The organism is Mesorhizobium sp. B2-1-1 (assembly GCF_006442975.2).
Taxonomy (GTDB): domain Bacteria; phylum Pseudomonadota; class Alphaproteobacteria; order Rhizobiales; family Rhizobiaceae; genus Mesorhizobium.
Map to the genome: position 1 here is coordinate 271,879 of NZ_CP083955.1, position 24,591 is coordinate 296,469.

General features: G+C 61.3%; 22 protein-coding genes and 5 pseudogenes. 4 read left to right on the forward strand and 23 right to left on the reverse strand.

Translation table 11 applies throughout. The features are described 5' to 3' along the window. Window positions 1-830 precede the first annotated feature (830 nt). The 3 genes from FJ972_RS29145 to FJ972_RS30315 form a co-directional block, all read right to left on the reverse strand. The gene (locus tag FJ972_RS29145; RefSeq protein WP_140522747.1) at window positions 831-1,538 is read right to left on the reverse strand and encodes a glutathione S-transferase family protein; all 708 of its coding nucleotides are present in this window, start codon (window positions 1,536-1,538) and stop codon (window positions 831-833) included. Window positions 1,539-2,100: 562 nt separating this feature from the next. Beyond that, window positions 2,101-2,607, reverse strand: a complete 507-nt coding sequence (locus FJ972_RS29150; RefSeq protein WP_140501480.1) for a Dps family protein — start codon at window positions 2,605-2,607, stop codon at window positions 2,101-2,103. A 350-nt stretch (window positions 2,608-2,957) separates the two neighbouring features. Further along, complete coding sequence (locus tag FJ972_RS30315) at window positions 2,958-3,440, reverse strand: hypothetical protein (RefSeq protein WP_318013163.1); 483 nt, start codon at window positions 3,438-3,440, stop codon at window positions 2,958-2,960. 257 nt (window positions 3,441-3,697) lie between these two features. Here FJ972_RS30315 and msrA (FJ972_RS29160) point away from each other — a divergent pair. Then, window positions 3,698-4,227 (forward strand): annotated as a pseudogene (gene msrA / locus FJ972_RS29160) (peptide-methionine (S)-S-oxide reductase MsrA). A 212-nt stretch (window positions 4,228-4,439) separates the two neighbouring features. On the opposite strand, the gene FJ972_RS29165 reads toward msrA (FJ972_RS29160), so the two are convergent. The 4 genes and pseudogenes from FJ972_RS29165 to FJ972_RS29175 form a co-directional block, all read right to left on the reverse strand. Beyond that, window positions 4,440-4,973 carry a DUF1993 family protein gene (locus tag FJ972_RS29165; protein ID WP_181165396.1) on the reverse strand — a complete coding sequence of 178 codons (534 nt, stop codon included), beginning with the start codon at window positions 4,971-4,973 and terminating at the stop codon, window positions 4,440-4,442. Window positions 4,974-5,458: 485 nt separating this feature from the next. Next, window positions 5,459-5,650, reverse strand: coding sequence for an N-acetyltransferase (locus FJ972_RS30410; RefSeq protein ID WP_411908936.1), 192 nt, complete (start codon window positions 5,648-5,650; stop codon window positions 5,459-5,461). Between the two features lie 484 nt (window positions 5,651-6,134). After that, window positions 6,135-7,052, reverse strand: a complete 918-nt coding sequence (locus tag FJ972_RS29170) for an NADP-dependent oxidoreductase (RefSeq protein ID WP_140501484.1) — start codon at window positions 7,050-7,052, stop codon at window positions 6,135-6,137. 65 nt (window positions 7,053-7,117) lie between these two features. Continuing rightward, window positions 7,118-7,414, reverse strand: a pseudogene (locus tag FJ972_RS29175) (zinc-binding dehydrogenase); the annotation flags it as partial. 1,005 nt (window positions 7,415-8,419) lie between these two features. Here FJ972_RS29175 and FJ972_RS29180 point away from each other — a divergent pair. Then, a complete protein-coding gene (locus FJ972_RS29180; protein ID WP_210239479.1) occupies window positions 8,420-9,373 on the forward strand; it encodes an AraC family transcriptional regulator in 954 nt (317 codons plus the stop codon). 168 nt (window positions 9,374-9,541) lie between these two features. Here FJ972_RS29180 and FJ972_RS29185 read toward each other — a convergent pair. The 7 genes and pseudogenes from FJ972_RS29185 to FJ972_RS29215 form a co-directional block, all read right to left on the reverse strand. Continuing rightward, window positions 9,542-9,842 (reverse strand): annotated as a pseudogene (locus FJ972_RS29185) (SUMF1/EgtB/PvdO family nonheme iron enzyme); the annotation flags it as partial. A 161-nt stretch (window positions 9,843-10,003) separates the two neighbouring features. Then, window positions 10,004-10,516, reverse strand: coding sequence for a peptide-methionine (S)-S-oxide reductase MsrA (msrA, locus tag FJ972_RS29190; protein ID WP_140522743.1), 513 nt, complete (start codon window positions 10,514-10,516; stop codon window positions 10,004-10,006). A gap of 2 nt (window positions 10,517-10,518) precedes the next feature. Then, complete coding sequence (gene msrB / locus FJ972_RS29195; RefSeq protein WP_140501490.1) at window positions 10,519-10,971, reverse strand: peptide-methionine (R)-S-oxide reductase MsrB; 453 nt, start codon at window positions 10,969-10,971, stop codon at window positions 10,519-10,521. Between the two features lie 250 nt (window positions 10,972-11,221). Further along, on the reverse strand, window positions 11,222-11,953 hold the full coding sequence (locus FJ972_RS29200; RefSeq protein WP_140522741.1) for a peroxiredoxin family protein: 732 nt from the start codon (window positions 11,951-11,953) through the stop codon (window positions 11,222-11,224). Then, window positions 11,950-12,885: a LysR family transcriptional regulator gene (locus FJ972_RS29205; protein WP_140522739.1), complete on the reverse strand. Its 936-nt coding sequence runs from the start codon at window positions 12,883-12,885 to the stop codon at window positions 11,950-11,952. The genes FJ972_RS29200 and FJ972_RS29205 overlap by 4 nt, the downstream gene beginning before the upstream one ends. Window positions 12,886-13,056: 171 nt before the next feature. Next, entirely contained in the window at window positions 13,057-13,647 is a 591-nt protein-coding gene (locus FJ972_RS29210) for a peroxiredoxin-like family protein (protein ID WP_281405129.1), read from the reverse strand. Between the two features lie 192 nt (window positions 13,648-13,839). Next, window positions 13,840-14,787, reverse strand: coding sequence for a LysR family transcriptional regulator (locus tag FJ972_RS29215; protein WP_140501498.1), 948 nt, complete (start codon window positions 14,785-14,787; stop codon window positions 13,840-13,842). A gap of 113 nt (window positions 14,788-14,900) precedes the next feature. Here FJ972_RS29215 and FJ972_RS29220 point away from each other — a divergent pair, with 113 nt between their 5' ends. Beyond that, window positions 14,901-15,446, forward strand: coding sequence for a carboxymuconolactone decarboxylase family protein (locus tag FJ972_RS29220; RefSeq protein WP_140501500.1), 546 nt, complete (start codon window positions 14,901-14,903; stop codon window positions 15,444-15,446). A gap of 183 nt (window positions 15,447-15,629) precedes the next feature. Here FJ972_RS29220 and FJ972_RS29225 read toward each other — a convergent pair whose 3' ends face one another. From FJ972_RS29225 to FJ972_RS29265, 9 genes and pseudogenes are all read right to left on the reverse strand, one after another. Next, window positions 15,630-16,124 carry an OsmC family protein gene (locus FJ972_RS29225; RefSeq protein ID WP_140522737.1) on the reverse strand — a complete coding sequence of 165 codons (495 nt, stop codon included), beginning with the start codon at window positions 16,122-16,124 and terminating at the stop codon, window positions 15,630-15,632. Window positions 16,125-16,285: 161 nt separating this feature from the next. After that, the gene (locus tag FJ972_RS29230) at window positions 16,286-16,972 is read right to left on the reverse strand and encodes an antibiotic biosynthesis monooxygenase family protein (RefSeq protein WP_140522735.1); all 687 of its coding nucleotides are present in this window, start codon (window positions 16,970-16,972) and stop codon (window positions 16,286-16,288) included. Window positions 16,973-17,222: 250 nt separating this feature from the next. Further along, window positions 17,223-17,969: a ferredoxin reductase gene (locus FJ972_RS29235; protein WP_181165397.1), complete on the reverse strand. Its 747-nt coding sequence runs from the start codon at window positions 17,967-17,969 to the stop codon at window positions 17,223-17,225. Beyond that, entirely contained in the window at window positions 17,962-18,567 is a 606-nt protein-coding gene (locus tag FJ972_RS29240; RefSeq protein WP_140501506.1) for a sulfite oxidase-like oxidoreductase, read from the reverse strand. The genes FJ972_RS29235 and FJ972_RS29240 overlap by 8 nt, the downstream gene beginning before the upstream one ends. 149 nt (window positions 18,568-18,716) lie before the next feature. Further along, on the reverse strand, window positions 18,717-19,271 hold the full coding sequence (locus FJ972_RS29245) for a DUF1003 domain-containing protein (protein ID WP_140501509.1): 555 nt from the start codon (window positions 19,269-19,271) through the stop codon (window positions 18,717-18,719). A gap of 71 nt (window positions 19,272-19,342) precedes the next feature. After that, window positions 19,343-19,941, reverse strand: a pseudogene (wrbA, locus tag FJ972_RS29250) (NAD(P)H:quinone oxidoreductase). A gap of 185 nt (window positions 19,942-20,126) precedes the next feature. Then, complete coding sequence (locus FJ972_RS29255; protein ID WP_140501511.1) at window positions 20,127-21,023, reverse strand: LysR family transcriptional regulator; 897 nt, start codon at window positions 21,021-21,023, stop codon at window positions 20,127-20,129. Window positions 21,024-21,044: 21 nt separating this feature from the next. Next, the gene (locus tag FJ972_RS29260; protein WP_181165398.1) at window positions 21,045-21,200 is read right to left on the reverse strand and encodes a hypothetical protein; all 156 of its coding nucleotides are present in this window, start codon (window positions 21,198-21,200) and stop codon (window positions 21,045-21,047) included. 403 nt (window positions 21,201-21,603) lie between these two features. Beyond that, window positions 21,604-21,758: pseudogene (locus FJ972_RS29265) on the reverse strand (IS630 family transposase); the annotation flags it as partial. A gap of 199 nt (window positions 21,759-21,957) precedes the next feature. Here FJ972_RS29265 and FJ972_RS29270 point away from each other — a divergent pair. Then, window positions 21,958-24,582: an EAL domain-containing protein gene (locus FJ972_RS29270; protein ID WP_140523374.1), complete on the forward strand. Its 2,625-nt coding sequence runs from the start codon at window positions 21,958-21,960 to the stop codon at window positions 24,580-24,582. Window positions 24,583-24,591 lie beyond the last annotated feature (9 nt).

A 24,591-nucleotide genomic window follows, 5' to 3' on the forward strand; every position in this document is an offset into this window, starting at 1 on the left:
GGCGCCGCGGGCCGGCGCTGTGGTGACAGTGTCGGCAAGCCCGACCACTGCGCGCTCATTCGTTGTCGGGAACGTCAGCCCCCTGGTAAGGGATTCTCTCAACCCTGGAATCTCGTAGGATGCTGGCGACCAGACAGACGTAGGATTGCTTCACCGTGTCGAACCCGAGCATGGAGGATGACTGCCCTAACGGACACGGGGGGAAGTCAGGAAACCCGATGCGCAGCACAAACCGCTCGGGATCCCGATCGAATTCCTCCTTAAATATCTTTCGCAGGCCATATCGGCTCGCTATTTAGTCTCCGTTGTCGTGACGTGTGGGGCGGTTCGCGTTTAGCTGTTCGTCAAGCCCCCGCGAGCGCTCCTGGTCCAAGGCATCAAAGGTATCGATCAACAAGCCCTTGCTGCCGCCCCCCCTGTCGGTGATCGCATAGATGTTGGAACCGTCTCCCGCTTCGGGCGGGCTCTCGAACCTTATCGCGCCATCAACGCGGGCGCCGCCGCCACCTACGGGCTTCTCGGCAGTCAGGTCGTAGAGTTGGCCATCCTTATCCGGTATTTGTGGTCGTAGCCGCGTCTCAAGAGATCTGAAACAGCCACGACCATGTCCCTCGCGTCGAGGTTCATCTACATCCTCCTAGATTTTCGCCGCTCAGGCGGCAAAATATATCGGTCACAGGAACAGACCCGCGAACGCGACACCACACGACAAGTGGTCCCTAGACACCCCGCACCGAACGCTAAGTTTCGTAACAGACGTTGGGAAATGCAGTACTGTTCTGGTTTCCATTCTCGCAATTGCGGCCGGATGAGATCCGGTCGCCTCTGGTCTAGCCGTCGGCCGCGACGTAGTTCGACGGGAAGAGCGCACGCATCGTTTCCTCGTCGTTCACCTTCTTGAACTCGTGATCCGTTCCGACCGCACGCGCCCTCGCGACGGCGGGCCGACCATCGATTGCGGCGAACCAGCGTTTGACGTTCGGGAACGGCGCCAAGGGATCGTCGGCGCCCTTCATCACACGTGAGGCACGGTCTATCCAGCCCCAGGCGGACATGTCGGCGATCGTGTAGTCGGACCGGACGATATAGTCGCGGCCGACGAGTTGACTGTCGAGTACGCGATAGTGGCGCTCCACTTCGCGGCGATATCTGTTGACGGCGTAGTCCAGGCCGTCGGGAGCCGCAAACTGGAAATGCACAGCCTGTCCCGAGAAGGGCCCCAGGCCTGTTGCTAGGAAGAAAAGCCATGACAAAAGCTCACCCCGGTCGGCGGGCTGACCAAGGAAGCGGCCTGTTTTCTCGGCCAGGTACAGCAGAATTGCGCTGGAATCGAAAACCCGCACCTTTTTTCCGCCTGGGCCTTCTGGGTCGACGATCACAGGGACCTTGCCATTGGGATTGACGGCGCGAAATGAGGGCTGGTGTTGTTCGCCTTTGCTGGTGTCGACCGGCACCAGCTCATACGTTAGCTCAGACTCCTCCAAGAACAGGGCCACCTTGGCTGGATTGGGCGTAGGGTGGAAATAGAAGCTGATCATCGCACTCACCTTCAGGATTTCACAGACTGCGCACAAGGGCCGGGCGCCGGGTCGACGGAGCCACTGGACCAAGCCGCCGACGCCACATTGCCAATGCGTTCGTCCCTACGGAAGTGCCGCTGCATTATCGATTTCATTCCCGACCGCCTGACGCCTACACTCGATCGCGACCGGCACCACGACCTGCAGCCCTCGGCGAGCATCACCTTCGCGCCGGGTCCCGACGCCACGCCCGCGGCGCGGACGTCTCCTGACCCGCCCCCGATCACGAACAAGGTCGACATCGAATTCCACTTCACCGGAAGGCGCTGAAGCGGCGGGCGCCAGTCTCGACGCGGCTGGAGGTCACTGCAATTCGTCCGTGTCGCTCAACTCAGGCATCCGATCCATTCTGTGGGCGGTCGAAATGCGTGCGCTGACCGTATTTGTCCGCGCACGCCGATTTCCGCCTAGACCAGAGCTCACTCTGGATATGAACGAATGTGAGTCCTGGCGAACACGCCGCCGCTTCAGACTCGCGCCATCGTGTTTTGAACTTTCGGCTCAGTGCATCCGTCGATGATCAGTGCGGCTGCGCCGCCTCGCGCAAGAACCACGCGCGCTTCTCGGCGGCGTCTATGTACCCTTCGAGAAGGCTTGCCGTCGCAACGTCGTCCAACTCGTCGCAGAGCTTGTGCGCCAGCCGCATCGAAGCCGCCAAGGCCAAGTTGCCCTCCATGAGCTCGGCGAGCATAGCGACCGGTGCAACGCCATCGGCATCGTTGTCCGCAATGGTTCGCAGCCGCGCCGCCTGCCCAAGCGAGCGGATCGTCCTGCTGCCGGCCGCGCGGACGCGCTCCGCGAGTGGGTCGATCAGGTCGAGAATGTCGCTCGCCTGCTCGTCCAGCATGAGGTGGTAATCCCGGAAATGGGGGCCGCTCACGTGCCAGTGGAAGTTTTTGGTTTTGAGATAGAGCGACAGAGCGTCAGCAAGGAGCTGGTTGATTTTTGCCGCGAAGGTCGCAATCGAGTTTCGCACCGCCGGCTCGTCTCGCTCGCCGTTCGGCAGCTCTTGGACATTTGTTGTCATGTTGGCAGCCCTTTCATTGTCTTTGTACGTGGGAGTCCCTGGCGTGCGTGGAACGAGCGGGGAGGGCGCGTGCTCGTCAAACCGCCGGTTAGGGCGACGATCGCTTTATTGACGTTCTCGAGCGCATAGCCGCCGACCTGTTCGAGCGATGTGGAAGGTCCGGCATTTCGTCAGGCGCCACGCCGCACGCGACGATCCCAGGGCGGGGGGACGCAAACGCCTCGATCAAGTCGACTCGAGCAGCTTATGATGAGCCGTCTTCCACTGACGGAGTGTTGCCGTTCGATGTAGGCTTGCAGCCAAGTCATGCACGACGGGCGCGAGGCCCGTCGCCGATCAAGGGCTTCGGCCTAATGGTTCGCGCCGCCTAGCGGCTTTAGGTTCGCACAAAATTCCGCGTAAGGCTTGCTCATTGCCTCATCTTGGCACTCTTTCATCATCGCGTCCTGATCGCTCTTCGACATGCTTTTCCACGCGGCCTCGAATTCGGCCTTGGGCTTCATCGTTTTCATTCCTGCATCATTGAAAAACGGCGCCATCATCGCTGGCGAGTCGAGAGCGCCTGCGAAAGCCCCGCCACCAAGCGTTGAAAAAGCCAATGCTCCGAACAGAATGGGTCTCAGGTTCATTAGTAGGTGTCCTTCTGGTTTGCGGGAGTTCTTCTGCAATGTGTGTTTGCCCAGGATCGAAAATTGCGTTGTTTCTGGCGCGCTCAGATTTCGCCCGAAGCCGCCAATCCAGGCCAATGAAAACGTTGTATGGATTTCATGCCGGTCGGGAATTGTAGGCGACGAATTCTTCCACTTTCGCCAAAAGCAAATGATGTCAGACAAAGATCACGCTCATCAGATACCGGCGGTCAGCCTTCAAAACCGCCCAAGCCGCTTGTAAGTTCGTTCTCCGCTTTCCACGTAGCGAGCTGCACGTCAGAGCCGGTCGTGGAGGCGCCCTGTCGGAGGCTGGGTAGCAGGACTGTCCGTGACGACCTCATCCCGGCCGGTTATCGATTGGATGTCCGCTTTCTATGATCTTACCATGTCGGCGACCGGTACTCTCACTACGGCGTGTGGCCGGTCAGAGGAACTCCAACATGGCGACGGAAAAGGCGGTGTTGGCTGGTGGATGCTTCTGGGGCATGCAGGCCATGTCCCGGCGAGTGCGAGGCGTGGTCTCGACACGCGTCGGCTACACTGGCGGCGACCTCCCCAATCCGACCTACGGCAACCATCAAGCGCACGCAGAGGCAATCGAGATCATCTTCGATCCCGCGGTGGTAAGCTACCGGGCCATCCTTGAACGCTTCTTCCAGTTTCACGACCCGACAACCTACGAGCAGGAGCGACTTTGGACCAAGCTAGCTGCCATCTTCTACCCCCGACGAACGGCAGAAGGAGACGGCGCTCGCGACGGCCGCAGAAATCGATGTCTCTGGGTTGTGGCCCGGTCCTGTCACGACTGAAATCAACTCCGAGGAGCGGTTCTGGCAGGCCGAGGCCGAGCACCAGGACTACCTGCAACGGCACCCGGGCGGCCAAAGCTGCCATTATCCGGCCAAACTGGCGACTGCCGTCGGCTCGTGCATGCCAGGCGACGCGGACCGTCGAGGGACCGGAGGACTGAGGCGCCTTCCAGGAGCCTGCCATATCCCCTTGTGCCCGAACCTAAACGAGAGGGTCGATACCCGCAGCTCCCAGCTCGGCTATATCGGCCTCAAATTCAACTAAGCCTTGTCGCGCGCCAATGACCTCTCGCAACTCGCTCACTACTGATGTGCCTGGAGCTCGTTTCCAGGCTTGAAGGCATCGGCTGTTATCGTGCGTCGCGCCACCACCTCACGAGTAATCACCGCCGCTCTGCTGAGTGAGGTTACCGAGATAGTCGCGCTTCCCAATAGCCGCACCGAGCCGCCTGAGGATCGCGTGAGCAATCGAGATGTGGAAGAAGAAGTCAGGCAGAACCAGGTGCCGGATATAGTCGTCGCCGCCGTACCACCCGCGCACGATAGGCGGCGTCAGCTCGTATGTGTGGGACTGCGCGCCGGCAATTTCCTCCGGCTGCACGTTTTGTAGAAAGCCGCGCGTCTCAACGAGCCGCCCCTTCAATGCTGGATACATCATCGCCGTGGTGCGGGGTGCCGGCGGGTGGCGCTGCATCAACTTCGCCATGTGCGCGTCGACCTTGTTGCAGCTTACGGAGAACTGTCCTCCGAAAGACAGCATGCTGGGCGTGAGCCGTTCGCCAAGGATCCTCCCGGGATCGAATCCCTTGCTCCGCTCGAGCGCTTGAGCGTGGTCGAGATAATCATCCATCACGTTCAGGCCATGTACCATGACAGGGACAGTGATGTCATAGACCGAGAAGGACACGCCAATCTCCATGCGCTCGTTTGTACTTTGAACGTCCGTCGGACCCGAAAGGTCGCTGACGGGAACGAGTGGTCACAATAAGCCCATCAATCTTCCGATTTAGCCACGCCAGTCTGCCGGACTCGACATTGGCTCGGAGAAACCGCCGCAGCAGGTGAGCGCCTACGCGTGCGGCAGGCTGGAGCCGCTCCGCTGACCTGTGCGAGCGCCACTGCGGTGCCGGCGACCGGCGCAATGGCAACGCCCAGGCTGACAGTCCTCGGTAACTTCATTGGAGGTCTCCTTTGTCGCTCGCTGAAGACACTATGACTTGGCTGGCGAATTCAATCGCTTTGGAGGCGGCCACGCATCGCGACCGGGCGAATGGACGTCAGCATCCGACTCAACCGACGAAATTAGAAATTCCTTTTGGATATGCATTTGATAGGAATGGGATATCGTTGTCCAAAAGCTCCGGTCGCAACCGGCGTCGCGTCGGTCTTCGATCAGCCGTCGAGGAACGCACCGTACTCAGGGTGCGGCGCGGCGTAGGAAGACATGAAGGGGCACTTCGCGATCGCTCTTTTGCCGTCGCGTTGCAATGCTTCGAAAACGCCATGCGCCAGCCGCGATCCGTACCCAGGCCGGACAGCTCTTATGACACCAATGTGTGCAGGACGACCCCGCCGTCTTCGAATCTAGAGGCAATGCAAACCGGCTCATGGCGGATTGTCCCGGATCTCCCTTTTCACCTTCTGTCTCCTTGCTCATCAGCCTAACAAAGTTAGCAGCCAATAGGCGGTGGTCTGCCGGCAGACGGCGAGCGAAGCGTGTGCCTGGAAGCACGGCGATCGAATAACGCGGCGCAACGCCCCACCGTCAGGACGTTGGCAACGCGGGCCACGAAGACGCTTCGCAGCTCATAAGGCAATTTCTATCGACCGCTCTAGGACATCTCGGATCGCGCCGTTATCCATCAAGACCCATTGAGGAACTCCTTGCCACAAGCTTGCGGAGCCGCATTGTTTGGAGCCACTCCCTCGAATGGTGCATCGTCCGGTATGGCCCCCATGCGGACGAATCGGCTCCCGACCGTCACCCTGCACTCACGGCGACAGGAACGGTATGACCGGTAAGGATTAAGGCGTCGGCTGGCTGCGTGCATCGATCGGCACGTGTCTCTCACGGGCGAACGCGGATGACCGTTTTCCCCGCGCGTCGTTCGGTCGAGTTGAAGGCGGCGATCGCCTCGTCGAGGGGCGCGACTTTGCCGATGTTCGTCCGCAGCCGTCCGTCCCGCACCCGCTGGACGATCTCGCTCAGCTGGGCACGATCGGCTTCGACGACGAAGTCGACCGCCAGGCCCTCCACGGGCCGCGTCTCGGCCGGGCCGACGACGGTCACCAGCGTGCCTCCGGCTCGGATCAGCGCCGCGGACCGCTTCTGGATGTCGCCGCCGATGACATCGAACACCAGATCGACTGCGCGCACGTCTTCCAGGGTGTCGTTCTCGAGGTCGACGAATTCGTTTGTGCCGAAGTCGAGCGCCTTCTGGCGGTCGGCAGAGCGTCCGGTGCCAATGACGTAGGCGCCGGCCTCTCGTGCGAGCTGCGTCACCATCGACCCGACGGCGCCGGCCGCACCATGCGCAAGGACGCTCTGCCCCGCCTGAAGACGGCCGTGCTGAAACAGTCCCTGCCACGCGGTCAGGCCCGAGATCGGCAGGCTAGCGCCCACCGTGAAGTCGATATCGCCCGGCAATGGCGCGAGGTTGCGCGCTTCCATGGCTACATACTCCGCCAGGGTGCCGTCGCGATACCAATCGGCGAGGCCGAACACCCGCTGGCCCACCGACAGTCCCGTCGTACCGTAGCCCAGGGCGGTGACCACTCCGGCCAGTTCGTGCCCGGGGATCGATGGCGTCCGGTCGCCGTCGACGCGATCGGTCCAGGTCGAGGGCCACGTCAGCTCGGTCGGGACGAACCCCGACGCATGGATCTCGACGACGACATCGTTTATCGCCGCCTGCGGCTCGGGCCGCTGCACCAACTTCATCCCGGCCGTTCCTGCAGCCTGGTCCGTCACTACGATCGCTTTCATGGGAATTGTCTCCTCGGGTCTTTTGTCTGCTTAGCGGAAATGCTTCATCGATGAGCGCGATTCGCTCACGGACGAATGCGGATGATCGTCTTCCCCTTACGTCGCTCGGTCACGTTGAACGCGGCGATCGCCTCGTCGAGGGTTACGACTTTGTCGATGTTCGTCCGCAATCGTCCGTCCCGCACCCGTTGGACAATCTCATTCAGTTGGTCACGATTGGACTCGACGACAAAGTCGACCGCCAATCCATTGGTGGGCCGTGCTCCGGCCGGGCCGGCGATGGTCAGCGGGCGCGGTATCAGCGCTTCCGCAGGAAACATCACGTTGGCCGTTACCTCGACGAAGCCGGCTTCGTTCCGGCCGAATGAAAGATAGAAGGGCGTTGGCGATGGCAATCTGGTGGCGATAGTACTCGCGGAAGCATCCACGGCTTGGGAGGAGGTGGGTTGGGATGCTTCCGCGAGAGCGGCGATCTTTGCCGCCGTTCCTGCCAGGACGCCCGGCGCCAGCGAAGCAGCGCCCGCGGGGAGCGGCAACGTCGAGAAAGCCGCGACGGACGTATGGAAAATTTTGTCGCTCTGTTCGTTGCTCAGGAAGTTGCAAACCACTTTTTGGTCGCGGCATAATCGCGAGTCCATAGAGCGCTCCTTTGCAGCCCACGCGCGACGCGCTGCAATAAATTCAATCGATGTCAAGGCGGCCGCGTGTGCTCGGCCGGCCCAGCCAGACTCAAAGATCGGACGCGGCGGACGAAATTAGAAATTCCCTTTGGACATGCTTTCGATAGGCGCGAGGTATCGTCATCCAAAGGTGCCATGCTCACAATTGCCCAGGGCCGTTGCAAGGACGCTCATTGCCGGACTGTCCCGGATACTGTCGCAGACCGAGGAGCCGCGTGGCCGCGCGGCACGCACAGTGTAGGTATGACGCTGACGTCCGATACTGGTGCGTCGCGATCGGTCGGTCGCGAATTCGGCCGTGCGACCGAGACTCGGGGCTTCCTGTTGAGGCGCCTGGGCATCGGTTTGTGTGAATTTATAAAGTTTGCCGGTCGCTGAGACGCTCAGCAGGATCATTCATGTTGCGCCTGAATATATCTAATTCGACTTCAGCCACTACTCCGTCAGCTGCAACTGAGTGATTGTTCAGCGTCTTCAGTTGAAGGCAGTGAAGATCGAACCGATCAATCCCACATCAGGTGGGAGCGTGAATGGCCCTTCGCCCGGTTGCGCAGGCCGAAGGCGTGGGCGAGATGGCATCGTCCCGCTGTCTCGCAGTCGAGCTGGGCCTGAGCACCATAAAGAAGGCTTCTGGACGTGGCAGGCGAGCCGTTCTGGCGTATATCGCGACAAGACCTCGACAAGTTGATGACCACTTTGGACGTCACCCTAGTCAGCCTGTCGGAGTGCACGCTTGCGGCGGGAGCCCACTTGGCGGTTGCCCGCGCGGCAACCTCCACCATCCACTACTGCTTTCGAGGCGCCGGGTTCATTCTCCGTGATCATGAAACGCCCATACGCCTGATACCGCACACGCTGGTAGTCGTCCCTCCTGGGCGAGCGATGACGATCACCGCAACGGAGCATCCGATCGCACTAAGGAACGCCGGCAAACACAACAACGGCGGCTTCACACTGGGGTCGTCTCAGCGGCACACCGTCGGAGACGGTGATCCGACACTGGTGCTTGCGTGCGGGGCCTTCCGGGCCACTTATGGTCCGGCGCTCGACTTGTTCGCCTCCTTGGCAACGCCCATTGTCGAGAGGTTCGACGTGCACGACCAGCTCGACCAAGTGATGACCTACGCGATGGCCGAGCTCGCAGCCCAGGAGGTTGGTGGAGGGCCGATGTCGGCGGCACTGCTGAAACTTGTTCTCCTCGCATTGCTCCGGCGCAGCCTGGTGTCGACGAACGCGTGGGTGGAGCGGTTTTCGAACTTGAGCGATCCTCCGATCGCACGGGCATTTGCCGAAATGGCCTCGCGCCCATCCGCGCCGCACACTGTCCAGAGCTTGTCTCATGCCGTCGGTCTCAGCCGCTCGGCTTTTATGGCTAGGTTTTCCGCCGCCTTCGAAGAGTCTCCAATGTCATTGCTCCGCCGCGTGAGGATGCGTCACGCGGCGGACCTGCTCGCGGCCAATGCGCTGTCTGTCGATCAGGTCGCCCTGAACGCCGGCTACCAGAGTAGAAGCAGCTTCACGCGCACTTTCCGCAGATATTACGGCAGCGACCCATCAGAGTACCGCGCCAAGGCGCAGCGAGCCTGGTCCAACAGCGCTACGCCGATCGAAGACGCGATCGAGGAATCCGACGCAGCCTGACGCCGGTGTTCGCTCCGGGATTGCGTAGGCGCGACCGCGGTAAGGTGCGCTGGACGCACCAGCGCCCCCAGCAGCCACGGGACGCTTTGAGACATCAAGGCTTTCAGGTGGTACACGAAGATCATCACGGCTCCGCGTTTTCTCTCAGCCGAGGCGACGTCGCGGAACTCACAGAAGGCTTTCGGCGATCCTCCGGCGGAGCGCCTTCAAGTCGTTCGCGAACAGGCGGACCGAGCTGTCCGCCGCCAAGCGAAGTCCTGAGAATTGCCAACGCGTGTGCCGGAAAGAAATTGCGATAGCTCGCGCGGAGGTATCCCGGCGGCGTCACGCAAGATCCGCCGCGTAGAACGAACTGCCCGGACATGAACTGCCATTGTATTCGCCGACCGCGCCCTCGACCGCGCGGAACCCCGGTGAGGCGAGGACGGGCTGTGCGTGTCCATTCCCAGGCGTCGCCGAACATCTGATGCATCCGCGCTTGGAATCTGAAAGCTGTGTCCGGCCGTCCAAATCTCGCAGCCTTGTCGTGTGTGGGCGACTTCGCGGCGGCGGGAATATTTAACAAAACGGTTTGTGAGGCACATGCAGTCAAGATGTGCCCGCCGCAGGTCACACGTACCGCAGCCGCCCTCAGGCGGCGTTCCTTCGCGGCAACTTCCAACCCGGCCGGACGAAGTGACAGGTGTAGCCGTTCGGGTAACGTTCCAAGTAGTCCTGGTGCTCGGGCTCCGCCTGCCAGAAATCGCCAGCGGGATAAATCTCGGTCACGACCTTGCCCGGCCACAGTCCTGAGGCTTCAACGTCGGCGATCGTGTCTTGCGCGACGCGTAGCTGTTCGTCGTTGGTGTAGAAGATCGCAGACCTGTAGCTCGTGCCGCGGTCGTTCCCCTGCCGGTTGGGCGTGGTCGGGTCGTGTATCTTGAAGAAGAACTCCAACAGGTCGCGGAAGCTCGTCTTGCTTGGATCGAAGATGATCTCGATAGCTTCTGCATGCGTGCCGCGATTGCGATAGGTGGCGTTCTTGACGTCACCGCCGGAATATCCGACCCGTGTCGACACGACGCCGGGCAAACGCCTCATCAGCTGCTGCATTCCCCAGAAGCAACCGCCGGCAAGGATCGCTCGTTCTGTACTCGCTGCCATTGTCAGACCTCCTGTTTTGCAACGGGCTTCGCGTACTGGCCGTACCCTTCGCTCTCCATTTGATCGCGGTGGATGAAACGAAGGGAGGCCGAGTTCATGCAGTATCTCAACCCGCCCTTGTCGAGCGGTCCGTCCGGGAAGAGGTGGCCCAAGTGGCTGTCGCCGTGCTTGGAGCGGACCTCGGTCCGTGTCATGCCATGCGAGCTGTCGTCCTTCTCTACGACGTTCGCGGCCTCGAGAGGCCGCGTGAAACTCGGCCACCCGGTGCCGCTGTCGGACTTGTCGAAAGATGCGAACAGCGGCTCGCCGGAAACCACGTCGACGTAGAGGCCAGGCTCCTTGTTGCCCCAGTATTCGTTGGCAAAAGGGCGCTCGGTCCCGTCAGTCTGCGTGACGCGGTGCTGCTCCGGAGTCAGCTTCGAGACCGTCGCTGGGTTTTTCCTATAGGTCGGCATTTCGCGGAGCTCCTTCTCGCGCAGGCTGGAAGAATAGGTAGCGGGTTGGCGAGCGTCTAATCACCTCGGGCTATCGAAACGATGCCATCGACGCAGCGCAAGCGGCAAGAAGCACTGCTTTGGCGAGCCGTCGGTCGGAGTGATTCCGTCCTCGACATGCTTGTTCAAAGCCGTCGATCCCTGTCGGGGCGACGCGCCCACCGGCCGCGGTCCGCAACAGGTCGTGGTGTTGGGTGGCGGACCCCTCCGGCTAAGACGTGGAAGCGGCACGGCGCAGCGAGGCCAAGATTTGCGCCGGCTCCGCCCGCATCGTGAAGTCGGGTTCGACGGACGCGCTGCGGATCCGGCCCTCCGTGTCGATGATGTAAGTCGCGGGAATGGGCAGCATCCAGACTGGCGAACCGTGCCGCGCACCGAAGTCGAAACCGAGCCCGGAATAGTGCGCTTTGATTTCGTCAGGCACCCGGAACAATATGCCATACGACAACGCAACGCCGTAGTCGACGTCAGACAGTACCTTCAGGTCTAGGCCCAGACTTCGCTTGAGTTGCCGCGGGAATTGTCCCGTCTCGGGTGTCACGACCGCGAGAGTTGCGCCGACGCTCTCAAACTCCTCCTTCGCCGCCTGAAGGGCGCACAGCTCGGCGGTGCAGAACGGACACCAGTCTCCTCGGAAGAAACTCAGGACGAGGGGGCCGCCCCGGCGCAGCTGGTCGGAGGAGTGAAGACGACCGTCCGCGTCCGGAAGGAGGAAGTCCGGCGCGGCATCTCCGACCTTCAACGCGTACGATACCACGTCTATATCGCGAAGCCAGCCCACGAGGTGGTTGTATGACGCCCAGTCCGCTTCGCTGAACCTCGTCAACAGCTCCGAACGAATCTGGGCGAGTGTCTTGTCGATCTGGCTTGGCATCCGTTTGGCGTCAAACTGCGGATCGGTTGGCTGGAAGCGGTTGGCCGGCGGCGTGCGTGCCGCGGTCATGCCGGCACGCCCGCCGCCTTCGGAAACGTTGGGTCCAGCATCCCGCGATGGGGGACATCGATCGACCAGTCGCGAAGCCGCGCGACCTTGACAAAAGCGTCCAGCGCCGGCGAGTAGCGGCGCCCCTGCACAGCCAGCAACCGGACTTCCCGCCAAACCTGATCGCCTTCGAGCGGAATGGTCTTGAGTGAGGGAAGGCGCGGCATGTGCTCTGGTGCGAGCATCACGCCGAAGCCAGCCGCCGCCATGTGCTGCAGGTGCAATTCATGACCGCTGCAGTGGCCGAGATGGGGTGGTCCCTTTGGAAAATACGTCTGTTGGATTTTTGGGGCGACGTCGCATCCCGCGCGATCCAGCAAGACGGTCTGTCGGAGGTCGTCGATACCGATCGATAGACGGTTCGCCAAGCGGTGTGTTGGCGCGAGAACTGCGACGTAGCGCTCCTCGAATAGCAACCAGTCGTCGATGCGGGCGGGCATGTCGGGCACGTCACCGACGATTGCGGCGCTGATCTCCCCCTCAAGCAATAAATCGACGAGTCTCTGCGCTACACCCTCGTACAGCTCCACGTGAAGTCCAGGCACGAACTTTGCAATCTCCGCGATCGGATCGAGCACGAGCGACGCCGAGATGGAGGGGGCGAGGCCGATCTTCAGTGGTGCGACCTCCTTGCGCTGGAACTCCTGGGCTCTGCGACACACCGCCTCCGCCGAGGACAATGTGCGTTCCAGCATCGGAAGGACTTCCTTTCCGAGGTCGGTGAGCTGCGTCAATTGGCGCTCACGGTAAATCAATTCGCCGCCGAGCTCCTGCTCAAGCTTCTGCACCCCCTTTGTCAGGGCGGGCTGCGTTACGTTGCACTGCTCGGCCGCGCGAGTGAAGTTGAGGGTGGCCGCGACGGCGAGGAAGTAGCGGACTTGATGAAGCTCCATGTGTTTTCTCCGTCAAGTGGCTGACCATTATGATGGCGAGGTTATGCACCCGGTGGCGTGCGGGGCACGCCGTAACAACGGAGCATGGATGCCACTTGCAGGCGCACGTTGGAATGGCCGGGTCTATTCGTTTGGACGCCCGGACACGCTTTCTGGAGCCCCAGAAAGCGGCTAGTGCGCAGCGAGGTTGGCGAGGACCGGAATCAGATCGCACGGGTCGCCGCGTCGCGTATAGTCGACACTGATATCGGCGTATTTGATCGTTCCGTCGGGCGCAACGACGTACCGGGCCGGCATAGTCAACGTCCAGCTCGGATCGCCGTTGAAGGTCGCGAGATCTATGCCGCATTCCTTCTCGACGAAACGCAGTTCGTCGGAGGCCCTCCAGCGTAGGCCGAAAGCGTGCGCGACCTTGCCACCCGCGTCGACCAGGCTCGCGAATGAAAGGGCATTCCACCTCTGCGTCTCAAGGCTGTTGTGGGCCGTCTGTTGTGAGATGACAACCAGCGAGGCGCCGAGGCTGCGTATGTCGTGAGAGCACGCCTCGATCGCGCGAAGGTCGACTGTGCAGTAGGGACACCATCTCCCCCTGTAGAAGAAGAGAACCATCGGGCCTCGACGCAGCGCCTCGCATGATGAGAATGCCCGGCCATGCCCATCATGCAGCCGGAACGGAGGGGCTTGATCCCCGGCCTGCGCGGCCCGCTCGGCCAATCCGGATGTGGCAAGCGCTTCCACCGCCCGTTGCCGAACCAGCGTCACGTTCGGCGGGGTCCTGGCCAAATCCTCGGCTCTAACGGCGTCCAATTCGTCTTGGAGTAACATCTTCGGCTCGTCGCGCGCGGCCCGGCATGCCACTAGCATAATCGCTGGTGCAGCGTGGCTCCGGTAGTCTTGCCGCGCGAGTTTGAGTTATTTTTCTCATGCATGAATGATCGCCCGAGAGAGAGTTGGCTACTTCGTCGTTTTTGCGCATATCTTTGGCGCGGAGAGCTTGGCCAGGTCGGCCGCAAGCGACTTGCGCAGCCGAGAAGCGGCGAACTCCATGAAGCGCCGCAGCTTGAGGGGCAGGATCGCCTGTCCGGTGTGCACCAGATGCACCGGGATCGGGTCAGGCTCGTAGTCCTCCAGGATGATCCTGAGCTTCCCCGCGGCCACAGGCCTCGCGATTTGGTAAGAGAGCACGTTCGTCACGCCGACGCCGGCGAGCGCCGCGTCGATCGCGGACTCCGCCGTGTTGATCTTCAGCCGACAGTAGGGACGCACGCTCCTCGTCGCCTTGCCGCGCGGCTTGAAAACCCACGTCATCCCAGCTGCGAGTGCCGTGAACGTCACGCACATGTGCTCGGCCAGGTCGTCAGGCGTTTTCGGGACGCCATGGGCGGCGAAATAGTCGGGGCTGCCGCACACCACACGCCTGATCTCGCCCACCTTCGTCGCGACGAGTGTGCTATCGGGCAACATGCCGACGCGGACGGCCAGGTCGATGTGCTCGTCGACGATGTTGATCGTGTGATCGGTGAGCGTCAGTTGAATGCTGATCTGCGGGAAACGCGCGAGGAATTCATTCACGACAGGCACTACGTGGAAGCGCCCAAAGACAATAGGCGCGGTCATCGTGAGCGTACCGCGCGGGACTGTGTACTCCCCAGAGGCCTGCGATTCGGCTTCCTCGACCTGTTCCAGGATGCGTTTGCAGGCGGCGACGTAGGCGAGCCCCGCTTCGGTCAGGGACAGTTTCCGCGTCGATCGGACCAGCAGCTGGGTATTGAGGTGGGTCTCCAATTCGGCGACCTTCCGACTGACGGTCGGTAGAGGGACGCCGAGCTGACGGCCTGCCGCGGAGAAACTGCCGGCCTCCGCCGACCTTACCAAAAGCGACATTGCTTCAAACCGGTCCATTTCTCTCACCCTCCGAGAGGCCATTTCTCACGATTAGGCAATTATGGCGCCGAACGGCAGAGGCTACCACAGCAATTCAAAAACCGAGCCGGCCAGAGTCCAACGGAGAAGAAATGTCCCGCATCGCTATCCCGGGTCGCGACGACGCGCCTGCCGAATCCCAGCCAATCCTCGACAACATCAACAAGATGCTCGGCTTCGTACCGAACCACTATCGCCTCATGTCCATCAGTCCGAACGTTCTGGGCGGCTGGGCCGGTCTGATGGGGTCGCTGTCCAAGGCCCTCGATCTGAAGACCCGGGAGGGCATCGCGCTCGCGGTTTCGGAGGCAAATGGCTGCGACTATTGCCTTGCAGCGCACAGCTATGTCTCAACGAACCTCGCGAAGATCCCTCCGGAGGAAATCGATCTAAACCGGCAGGGCCGATCGAGCGACTCCAAGCGCCAAGCTGCGGTCGCCTTCGCGAAGGCGCTTATCGAGACGCGCGGCAAACTCTCCGACGCCCAGTTTGCGGCGGTCAAGGATGCGGGCTGGACGGATGCTAGTACCCTCGAAATGATCGCGCTGACTGCTCAGTTCCTGTTGACCAACTTCGTGAACAATGCAGTGCGGACCCCGATTGATTTTCCGGAGGTGAGGCCCGCGAAGGCAGTCTAACGCCAGGTGACGCCGCTCTCCGGCGCTCGACGCGACGATGCCGATGCGTTCGCCGTCTACCTCGCGGCCCGCTAGCAGATGATTTCAGGTCGAATCGACCTGAAATCTGAATTCGTCTCTAAATCGGAGAAGTTGAGCATGGTGTTGCCCGAAAACCGCTTCACATTCTTCGGCATTATGCCTCTAGTCGGGGTCGATGTTCGGGATCGGAAGCTTGCGCAAGTCGTCGTCATAGCTAGCCGCTCGCCCGACGCTGACGTTGTCGTTCGTGCGGATGTCGGCGCTGAGGCCAAGCGTCCGCCCCACCGGACACATGTCCGCGGCCTGCATCAGTTGGGCACGTTCCTCGTCGCTCAGGTTTCCTTCGAGCCGGATGGAACGCTCGAAGGAGTCGCGGCTGCCCTCGATGCCGTGGTGATATGAAACAGCCACCTCGACATGAGAAAGCGGGAATTTCCGCCTTCGCGCCTGCAGCCGTATCGTCATCGCTGTGCACGCGGCGAGCGAAGCGCTGAGCAGCTCGTAGGGGTTTGCCCCGGCCGTGATGCCGCCCCTCCCATTGAGGCCGCCAATGGAGAATTCCGATGCGCCGGCGCGGCCGTTGAGCGCGCCGGCGCCGTCAAGATCGCCGCCTACCACGGCCTGCGGGTGGGGAGCGCCATCATTCGAGTTCGTCATCGTGCTTTCCTTTCAGGTTTCGACAGGGCCTTTTGGCAGGCCCGCCTTGACCAGGTATCGTAGCTACGGCCTCGCGAGCGCGACCTGGCTCCCCCGCGGCCCGCACTTTTGCGAACGTAGGGTTTATCACGCTGCGGGTCGACGGTTCCCGACAGTGGGTATCAGGCGTGGAGGGTCTCGCCACCTTCGGCATCCGCGTAGTACTGAGGCGCCTCGCGACGGTCATACTTTCCGTAGTCGCGCACGATCCGCACTCTTCGGATCCTGGCCTTGTTATTCGGCGCAGAAGCGTCCTCATAAGCCTGCGCGGCAGCGGCGTTCTTCCACGATATGAGGAGAATCAGGTCGCCGGGCGTGAGTACGGCGTCAAAGATGTCCCAGAACGTGCTGTCGGCGGCCCACGGATTCAGGCCAAGCCACTCGGCACAATCGTACGGGTTGTTGGTTTGCTTCCACTGCGCGGGGCGAGTCGCGTTGATCAGCGTAACCGTCGTGCCCTCCCCAAATTCAGTCTCATCGAGCCTTTGCTCCGTGAGGGCGTACCCCGTCGGCAGCTGATTGTCGGCAGTGATCTGACCCACGCGCAGGTGGTAGTCGGCGAGGATTTCGTCGCGGCCTTTCTGCTGGAGTTCGTGATGATGCCTGCGGGTGCGCCAGCGCACGAGCGACTTCTCGTCCCGCCAGTTCGAAAGCGAAAGGATCCAGCCCTCGCGGATCAGGCTCTTGTAGCGGATGTTGTCGACGAAGCCCTCTTCCTGCTCCAGCTCGGGGCGCAGCATCTTGGCGCTGTCGAGGTAGTCATCCCAGTTCTCTTTATTGGGGAGGACTTCGAAAATCACTGAAAACATGTTCGTATCCCGTCTCTAGAGTGCTTCGACGCAGTCAGTCCCAATGTCGAAATGGCCCGACAAAGGCACATATTCTTGACGGCAGAAGACGTTCCAGCCGTCGACATCGGTCGCCTTGGACAGCACCCCAGTGGCTCCCGTTCATTCACTGCGCGGGTCCTCGCATTCAACCACTAAAGTCGCTGCAGGCCGCACGGATAATCTGGCGTTTGCGAAAATTATGCTCTCGCAAAACGAAAGGAACGGTCCCTCAAGCGCCGTAGCGTTCGGCCTTGATCGCTCTCGCTTCCAGTCCCAATGCGAGCGCCGCGTCCGCCGCGATGTCAACGAAAGCAGTCGACCCGCACACGAAGACGCTGCCGGGAGAGACAGGCTGACGTGCCGCGACGTCGGCGACCATCGCCGCGTCGATCCGCCTGCTGAAGTCGCTGCTGCGCATCGCCGGCTCGCGCGTCAAGGCCAGGGCGAGTGCGAAATCGGGAAGCGACCTCTCGAGCTCGAGGAGCTCGTCCCTGAAAAGCACGTCACGCCAGGTCCTGGAGGAGAGCAACAGCGCGACAGGCACTGGCTCGCCGCTGGCCTTCCGATGCCGGATCATTGCCATCAGCGGCACGACGCCGGAGCCCGCGCCGATCAAGAGCAGCGGTTTCGCTGTCGGTCCCGGCCAGAGGAAGTGACCGCCAAGCGGCCCGCGAAGCTCGATCATATCTCCTGCTCGAGCGACGTCGTGGAAGAACGGGGAGACCTCGCCGTCCGCGAGGCGCTCGATCGCCAGCTCGATCACTTTGGAATTGCCCGGGGCCGACGCGATCGAGTAGCTGCGCATGGCAGTGTAGCCGTTGGGTGCAGTCAGCCGCACGTCAACGTGCTGTCCGGCCGTATACTCGAACGGTTCGGATAGGCGAAGAAAGAAGCTCTTTATAGCCGGCGTTCTCGTCGCGATCTCGACAATCGCGCAGCTCTGCCATCGCGCGGTTGTGCCAATCGCTTCAGTCATTCGTGTATCGCTGCTCGCGCCACGGATCCCCGTATATGTGGTACCCGCGCAGCTCCCAGAAGCCGGCCTCGTCGCGCTCGGTGAACTGAAGCCCGTTTACCCACTTCGCCGACTTCCAGAAGTAGAGATGCGGCACGAAGAGCCGCGCCGGCCCCCCGTGGTCGCGCGGCAGTGGCTGGCCTTCGTACTCGAGTGCGATCATCGCCTTGCCCGTCGCGAGGTCCGCCAGTGGCACGTTCGTGGAGTAGCCGTCGTAGCAATGGGCGAGCGCAAACGGAGTGGGTGCGCTGAGGCCGGCGTCGGCGAGGATATCGTCGACGGCCACGCCCTGCCACGCGGTGTTGAGCTTCGACCAGGAGGTCACGCAGTGGATGTCTCGCGTCATCTTGGTTCGTGGGAGGGCGTTGAACTCCGACCAGCTCCAAGCTTTGACCGGACGAGGTCCGACCTTTAGCGTGAATGTCCAGTCCGCGGGCTCGATCCTCGGCGTGGGACCGGCCGTAAGCACCGGGAAATTGTCGACGAGGTGCTGTCCCGGGGGAATCCGATCCGATAGTTCCGATCCGGATTGGCGGCCGGTAAAACCGCGAGTAACCATGGCGGACATCCTTCCTCGGCAGGTAAAAAGAGCGTCGTCCCGCGCAACGCCAAGCCGTAGTGCGCCGGATGAGCAAGGTACCGGCGTAACATAGTATTCCGCGCCGCGAATGGGAAATGACGTCACGCCATGAAGTCGATAGCCGGGCGTTATGATCGCCGTCCGCCTTCCGCATCGGCCTCGCGTGCGCCCGACGCCGACTGCTCCAGCAGCTCGGTCAGCATCCTGACGGCCTCCGTCAGCTTCAGGACTTCGCGCTCACGTAGTTGGTCGATCTTTTCATGCAGCAACTCTATCTCGAGCTCCGCCTTCACGTTGATGCGGTAGTCATTCTCCGCGGCCTTGCGATCGATGTCCTGCTGCCGGTTCTGGCTCATCATGATGACTGGCGCGGCGTAGGCCGCTTGGAAAGAAAGCGCGAGATTGAGAAGGATGAACGGGTAGGGGTCCCAGCCCCTGATCGCGCTGACTAGGTTGGCCCCTATCCAGACGACCAGGATCGCACTTTGCACGATGATGAAACTCCACGATCCCATGACGCTGGCGACGGCGTCAGCTATCCTTTGCCCGGGCGTCAGGCACGCAGCCGCCGCGGACTCATCCATGTCCTGGAGACGAAATGAGCGACGCGCTCGCCTGAGGTCGGCGAGCAGGTCATGCTCGGCTTGTTCCATGCCGTCCTGGTCTTCCACCTTCTCTTCCACGTTGCCAGCACCGTTCCGCTTGATTGCACGGTCGACGCGCCAGCGCCCCACCGCGTTTTTGATCGCGTCGTTTAGCCGTGAAATTTCGTGGCGATATCCGCGATGGCTCGTCGCCGGCACCGGGCGCCGGCAAGCTCGTTCTCGGTCGGCGGCCGCTGCGCGTCGGGGCCGGCAATTGTCGTGGCGCCGTAAGGCGTACCGCCGGCGATCTCATCGACTTTCCTTTGGCCGGCAAACCCGCAGTTCATTCCGACCACCGTCATGCCGAAGTGGAGCAGATTGGTGATGATGGTGAACAGCGTCGTCTGCTGGCCGCCATCCTGCGTCGTCGATGACGCGAAGGAGCCGCCGACCTTGCGATTGAGGGTTCCCTTCGCCCATAGGCCGCCAGCCTGGTCGAGGAAACTTGCCATTTGGGACGACATCCTGCCGCAGCGCCTGCTTGCGCCCAAGACGATCGCGTCCTACACGGCGAGGTTGTCGATGCACGCGACTGGAGCGGTCTGGTCGAGGTTGTCGTTGGCTGCCTTCGCGCCTCCGGAAATAGAAGTTCAGGCACTCGCTTCACGTCGGCGGACGCGCCCGCCTCGCGCGCGCCCGCGGTGATTTCGTGTGCGAGCTTTTCGATGTGCCCGTAGGAGGAGCAGTAGAGTACTAGCACTTTGGCCATGGGAGCCGTTCATCGTATTGACCGCCGCCCGCTTACGCGTCTTCGGCTATTTCGAAGCATGCAGAAAACCTCCGGCGCGAGGGCGTCCGGTCGGGTGCTTGCTTTGCTAGCATTAAGTTTCGGGGCAGGAAGGGTAAACGTATCGTATCAATAACTGCCGGGAATGCCGCGCTATCGCTGCAATCCTATGGTCGATCGTCTGCAGCGCGGAGTTCCCTGAGAAGGAAGTCGGTAAACGCACGGGCGGCGGGCTTTATGGTCTTTGCGCTGACAAAGAGCGCATTCAGTTCCATCGAGCCGAAATCCCAGTCGGGCAGCACCCGAACAAGTTTCCCGGCGTCGAGCTCTGCCCGCGCGCTGTTTTCGCTCGATGCGGCGACCCCCAACCCGGCGACAGCGCTTGCCGTGGCTACTTCGTTGGTGGTGATCGAGAGCGCGCTATCAACGCGCACGGAGGTGATGCGGCCGCCCTTGCGGAAGGAGAAAGTCGGCGAGGGATGCGCTGGACTGATGATCACCGAGTGGTGCACGAGATCCGACGGCATCGTGGGTGTGCCGCGCTCCTGTAAGTAGCCTGCCGAGGCCGTGAGTACCCTTGGCTGGTGGATGAGTTTGCGCGCCATCGCGCTGGAGTCGGGGAGGGCGCCGAACTGCAACGACACGTCGAGGCCCTCAGTCACGAGGTCTGGGTAGCGGTCCGTCACTCGGAGCTCGATTTTCAGCGCCGGATGCTGCTTCGTAAACGCGCCAAGCCGCGGGATGATCTCCCTGAGCGCGAAACTTGTCGGCGTGCCGACGCGAAGCGAGCCGCGCAACTCTCCTGTTCCGCGCGCCTCGTGGTCGGCATCGTCGAGCGCTGCGAGGATCGTTTCGACGCGCATCAAGTACGTCGCGCCGGCCTCGGTCAGCGTCACTGCTCGCGTGGTGCGGCTAAAAAGCGTCGCGCCGACCTCCTCCTCGAGCGCAGCGATCAGCCTGGATGCGGACGGCTGCGACAGGCCAAGTTCGCGCCCGGCACGGGAGAAGTTGCCGACGCGCGCGGCGCGAGCAAACAGTCTGAGTGCTGAGAGTCGGTCGTTCATCACTTGGTGGCTCGCGGCGGGCTACACGGAGGTCGGATCCAGCACGAGGGCCAGGATCGTATCGAGCGCGGCGGCCACCGCCACCGCAGCGCAGACGGCGGCGACCCCAAACCCCCGTGCTCGTTGGAAGCGAAAAAGGCCGACTGCGGTCGCGAGTGCGGCTTTCCAGGCATTCATCGGTCTCCTCAGCGGCACCATGCTCTGCAACACCTGGGAAGTAGTGCCTATCGACTCTCAACATAATCGTCTATCTGTGAGACACCGCCTCTCGGCATATGAGAGTAGGTAGTTTGCGTGCTCCTGGCGGCGCTATGGGATGTCGGCGGCAATATCCCCTGCGATTAGGAAGTCACGGTCCCTCGCTACGAGCCGCCCCCACGCTTCTGATCTCAGCGCGCCTCTTCATTCAGCGCGCAGCGCAGTTGGTGTCAAACCGCGAAACGCCGGTATCATTCAACCGCTCGTCGCTCAGGTGCGGTCGTTAGCTCTGGCCGCTGATTATCTTTTTGCCGCGGGGCGCCGCTTAGTCCATGCCGGCCGCGCTGATCGCCTTATATTCGTGGAGCAGCCGCGCACCCATACAGCGCAGCGCGCCACGGAAGGTCAGGGTGCGCCAATGGCCGCGCGGAGCCAGGGCGCACAGCCGCTTCCACTTCGGCCGCCAACATGACAGCGAGCCATGTTGGCCTTGATCCACGGCTCATCGAACAGGCACTGGGGATCGGGCCCGGTCTGCGAGGATCCAAACGCAAGCGCCTGCTGGCGAGATCAGCGCACGCCAGATACGCGTTAGTCTTCCAGGTGTCTTTTATAAATTTTGAGTAGAGGCGAAGAGATTCGATTAAGTCGGCTCCGATATCCTGCGCCAACTGGAAATCAGGGCGACCGAGATTCCATCTTGCCATTTGCTATTCATCAGCGCTTCCGCACCTTGATGACCTGGACCAGTCTTCCGGCAGTGATCGCCCTTGCGGTGCTGTTAACTGCCGGAATTTTTGCGGACCATCAAAACAGCATTGTAACCGAGCAGGCATTGCGCGTTGACGTTGCGAAGGAGATGAACCTCGTTCGCGCCAAACTTGAGGGTAATGTCAACGGAGACCTTCAACTGGCGCGTGGTCTGGTCGCGACGATCGTTACTGAACCGAACATGAGCCAAGCTCGCTTTGCCAAACTGGCAAAGAGCCTCTTTCGCGAGAAGACACAGATCAGAAACATTGCCGGCGCCCCTGACCTGGTCGTCTCGTTGATGTATCCGAGGGAAGGCAATGAAAAAGCGATAGGGCTGGACTTCCGCGAAGACGAAAAGCTGCGCGAAGCAGTACTTCGGGCACGCGATAACAAGCAACTGGTGTTAGCCGGGCCGGTAGAACTCAAACAAGGAGGTCAGGCATTCATCGGGCGATTTCCTGTCTTCCTTGACCGTGACGGCCCTCGCGAGACGTTCTGGGGCATAGTGGCCGCCGTGATCGACGTTCCGAAGCTGTACGCGGACAGCGGTCTTTTAGACAAGAACCTGCCAATCGAAATCGCTCTGACAGGTAAGGACGCTCTCGGGAGAAGCGGGGCGCGATTTTACGGTCCCGCGTACGTGACGGAACAAGATCCCGTCACTTCCGAGGTGCGGTTGCCGACAGGATCTTGGCAAATTTCCGCCATTCCCAAGGGTGGCTGGAACACCACGCCCCGCAACGCCTGGATTTTGCGACTAACAATGCTCATCGGCGGCGCCCTGGTCGTGGTTCCGATCGTCTTTGCGGGGCGGCTTCTCAATCAGCGGTATAAGCATTACGCCGATCTGCGCCGCGGCGAACGACGACTGGCACAGCTTTCAGAGAGGCTGGAGCTTGCGCTTGACGCCTCGCAAATTGGCGTCTGGGAGCAGGATCTCGACTCGGACATTATATTCTGGGACGACCGCCTGAACGAAATCTATGGCAAGTCAGCAGATGGCGAACCAAGAACCTTCGAAGAGTGGTCAAGATCGATCCACCCTGACGATCTCGACGAGGCTAAGCGGGATTTCGCGCAAGGGATCGCAACCGGCATATACTCTTCGCAATATCGTGTGGTGCTTCCCAATGGAGTTGTCCGACACGTCCGCGTGCGTGCCAAGACTTACAGGGACGGCACCGATCACAAAATGGTTGGCGCGGAATGGGACGTGACGGCGGATGTGATCCAGACACGGGAACTGGAACGGGCAAAGGATCTCGCCGAAACGAGGAGTGCTGAGCTTGAGGCGGCGACAGCGCGCAATGAGCATACGGCGCTTCACGACTCACTGACCGGCCTTCCGAATCGCCGCCACCTTGACACGATGCTCGATAGCTACGCCGTCACAGGCTCAACGCCTGGCAGCGGCGCCGCGCTTCTGCATCTTGATCTCGATCGTTTCAAACAGATAAATGGCACGCTCGGCCATGCCATCGGCGACGCCGTGCTGATCCATACCGCAAAGGAGCTGACATCAACTGTTCGCTCATCAGACTTCGTTGCCCGAGTCGGAGGCGATGAGTTTGTGGTAGTCTGCAGACGCGATATCTCAACTGATCAGCTTAAACAGCTGGCCGACCGCATCATACATAGATTGCGGCAGCCGATTCCCTACAAGGACCATCAATGCCGTATCGGCGTTAGCATCGGGATCGCAGTCGATGCGGACGGTCCCATCGACGGCCCACGCCTGATGGTCAACGCGGATATAGCCCTTTACCGGGCCAAGAGTCGGGGACGCAATCGATATGAGTTCTTCACCCAGGACCTCCACTCTGAGATCATCCGGACCAAACGGGTAGCCGACGAGATCCTCGCAGGGTTGGAACGCAACGAGTTTGTTCCACATTACCAGCTACAGTTCGATGCCAAAACGCTGGAGGTTGCGGGCGTTGAGGCGCTGGCGCGCTGGAACCATCCCGCCGACGGACTTCAGACGCCAGCCGGGTTCCTCAAGATTGCTGAAGAGTTGAATGTCGTTTCAATTATTGACCGACTAGTACTGGAACAAACCCTCCACGACCTTGATCGCTGGCAGAGGGCCGGCCTCCTGGTTCCGCGCGCTTCGGTGAACGTCTCCGCGAGACGGCTTCAGGACGAGGAGCTGATCACCAGCCTGACGTCACTTTCGATAAAACCAGGAACCGTTTCGTTCGAACTTCTAGAATCAATCTTCCTCGACGACAACGATGAGCTTATGATCTGGAACGTCAACCAGATCAAGGAACTCGGAATCGACATCGAAATTGACGATTTCGGCACCGGCCATGCGTCGATTGTCAGCTTGCTCAAGCTTCAACCGCGACGGTTGAAAATTGCACGCCAGCTAGTTGGTCCAATCGCCAGGTCAGCCCAGCAGCGAGAGGTCGTACAATCGATTGTGCAGATTGGCCGGTCCTTGGGCGTGGAGGTCATCGCCGAAGGTGTCGAGACGATGCAGCAGGCCAAGGTCCTCAAGAATTTAGGCTGTGACATCTTGCAAGGCTATGCGCTGAGCCGACCAATGACCGCACACGGCATCACGAAGTTGTTAAACAACCGGCGAATGCTCGCAGCATCATGAGATCAGCGC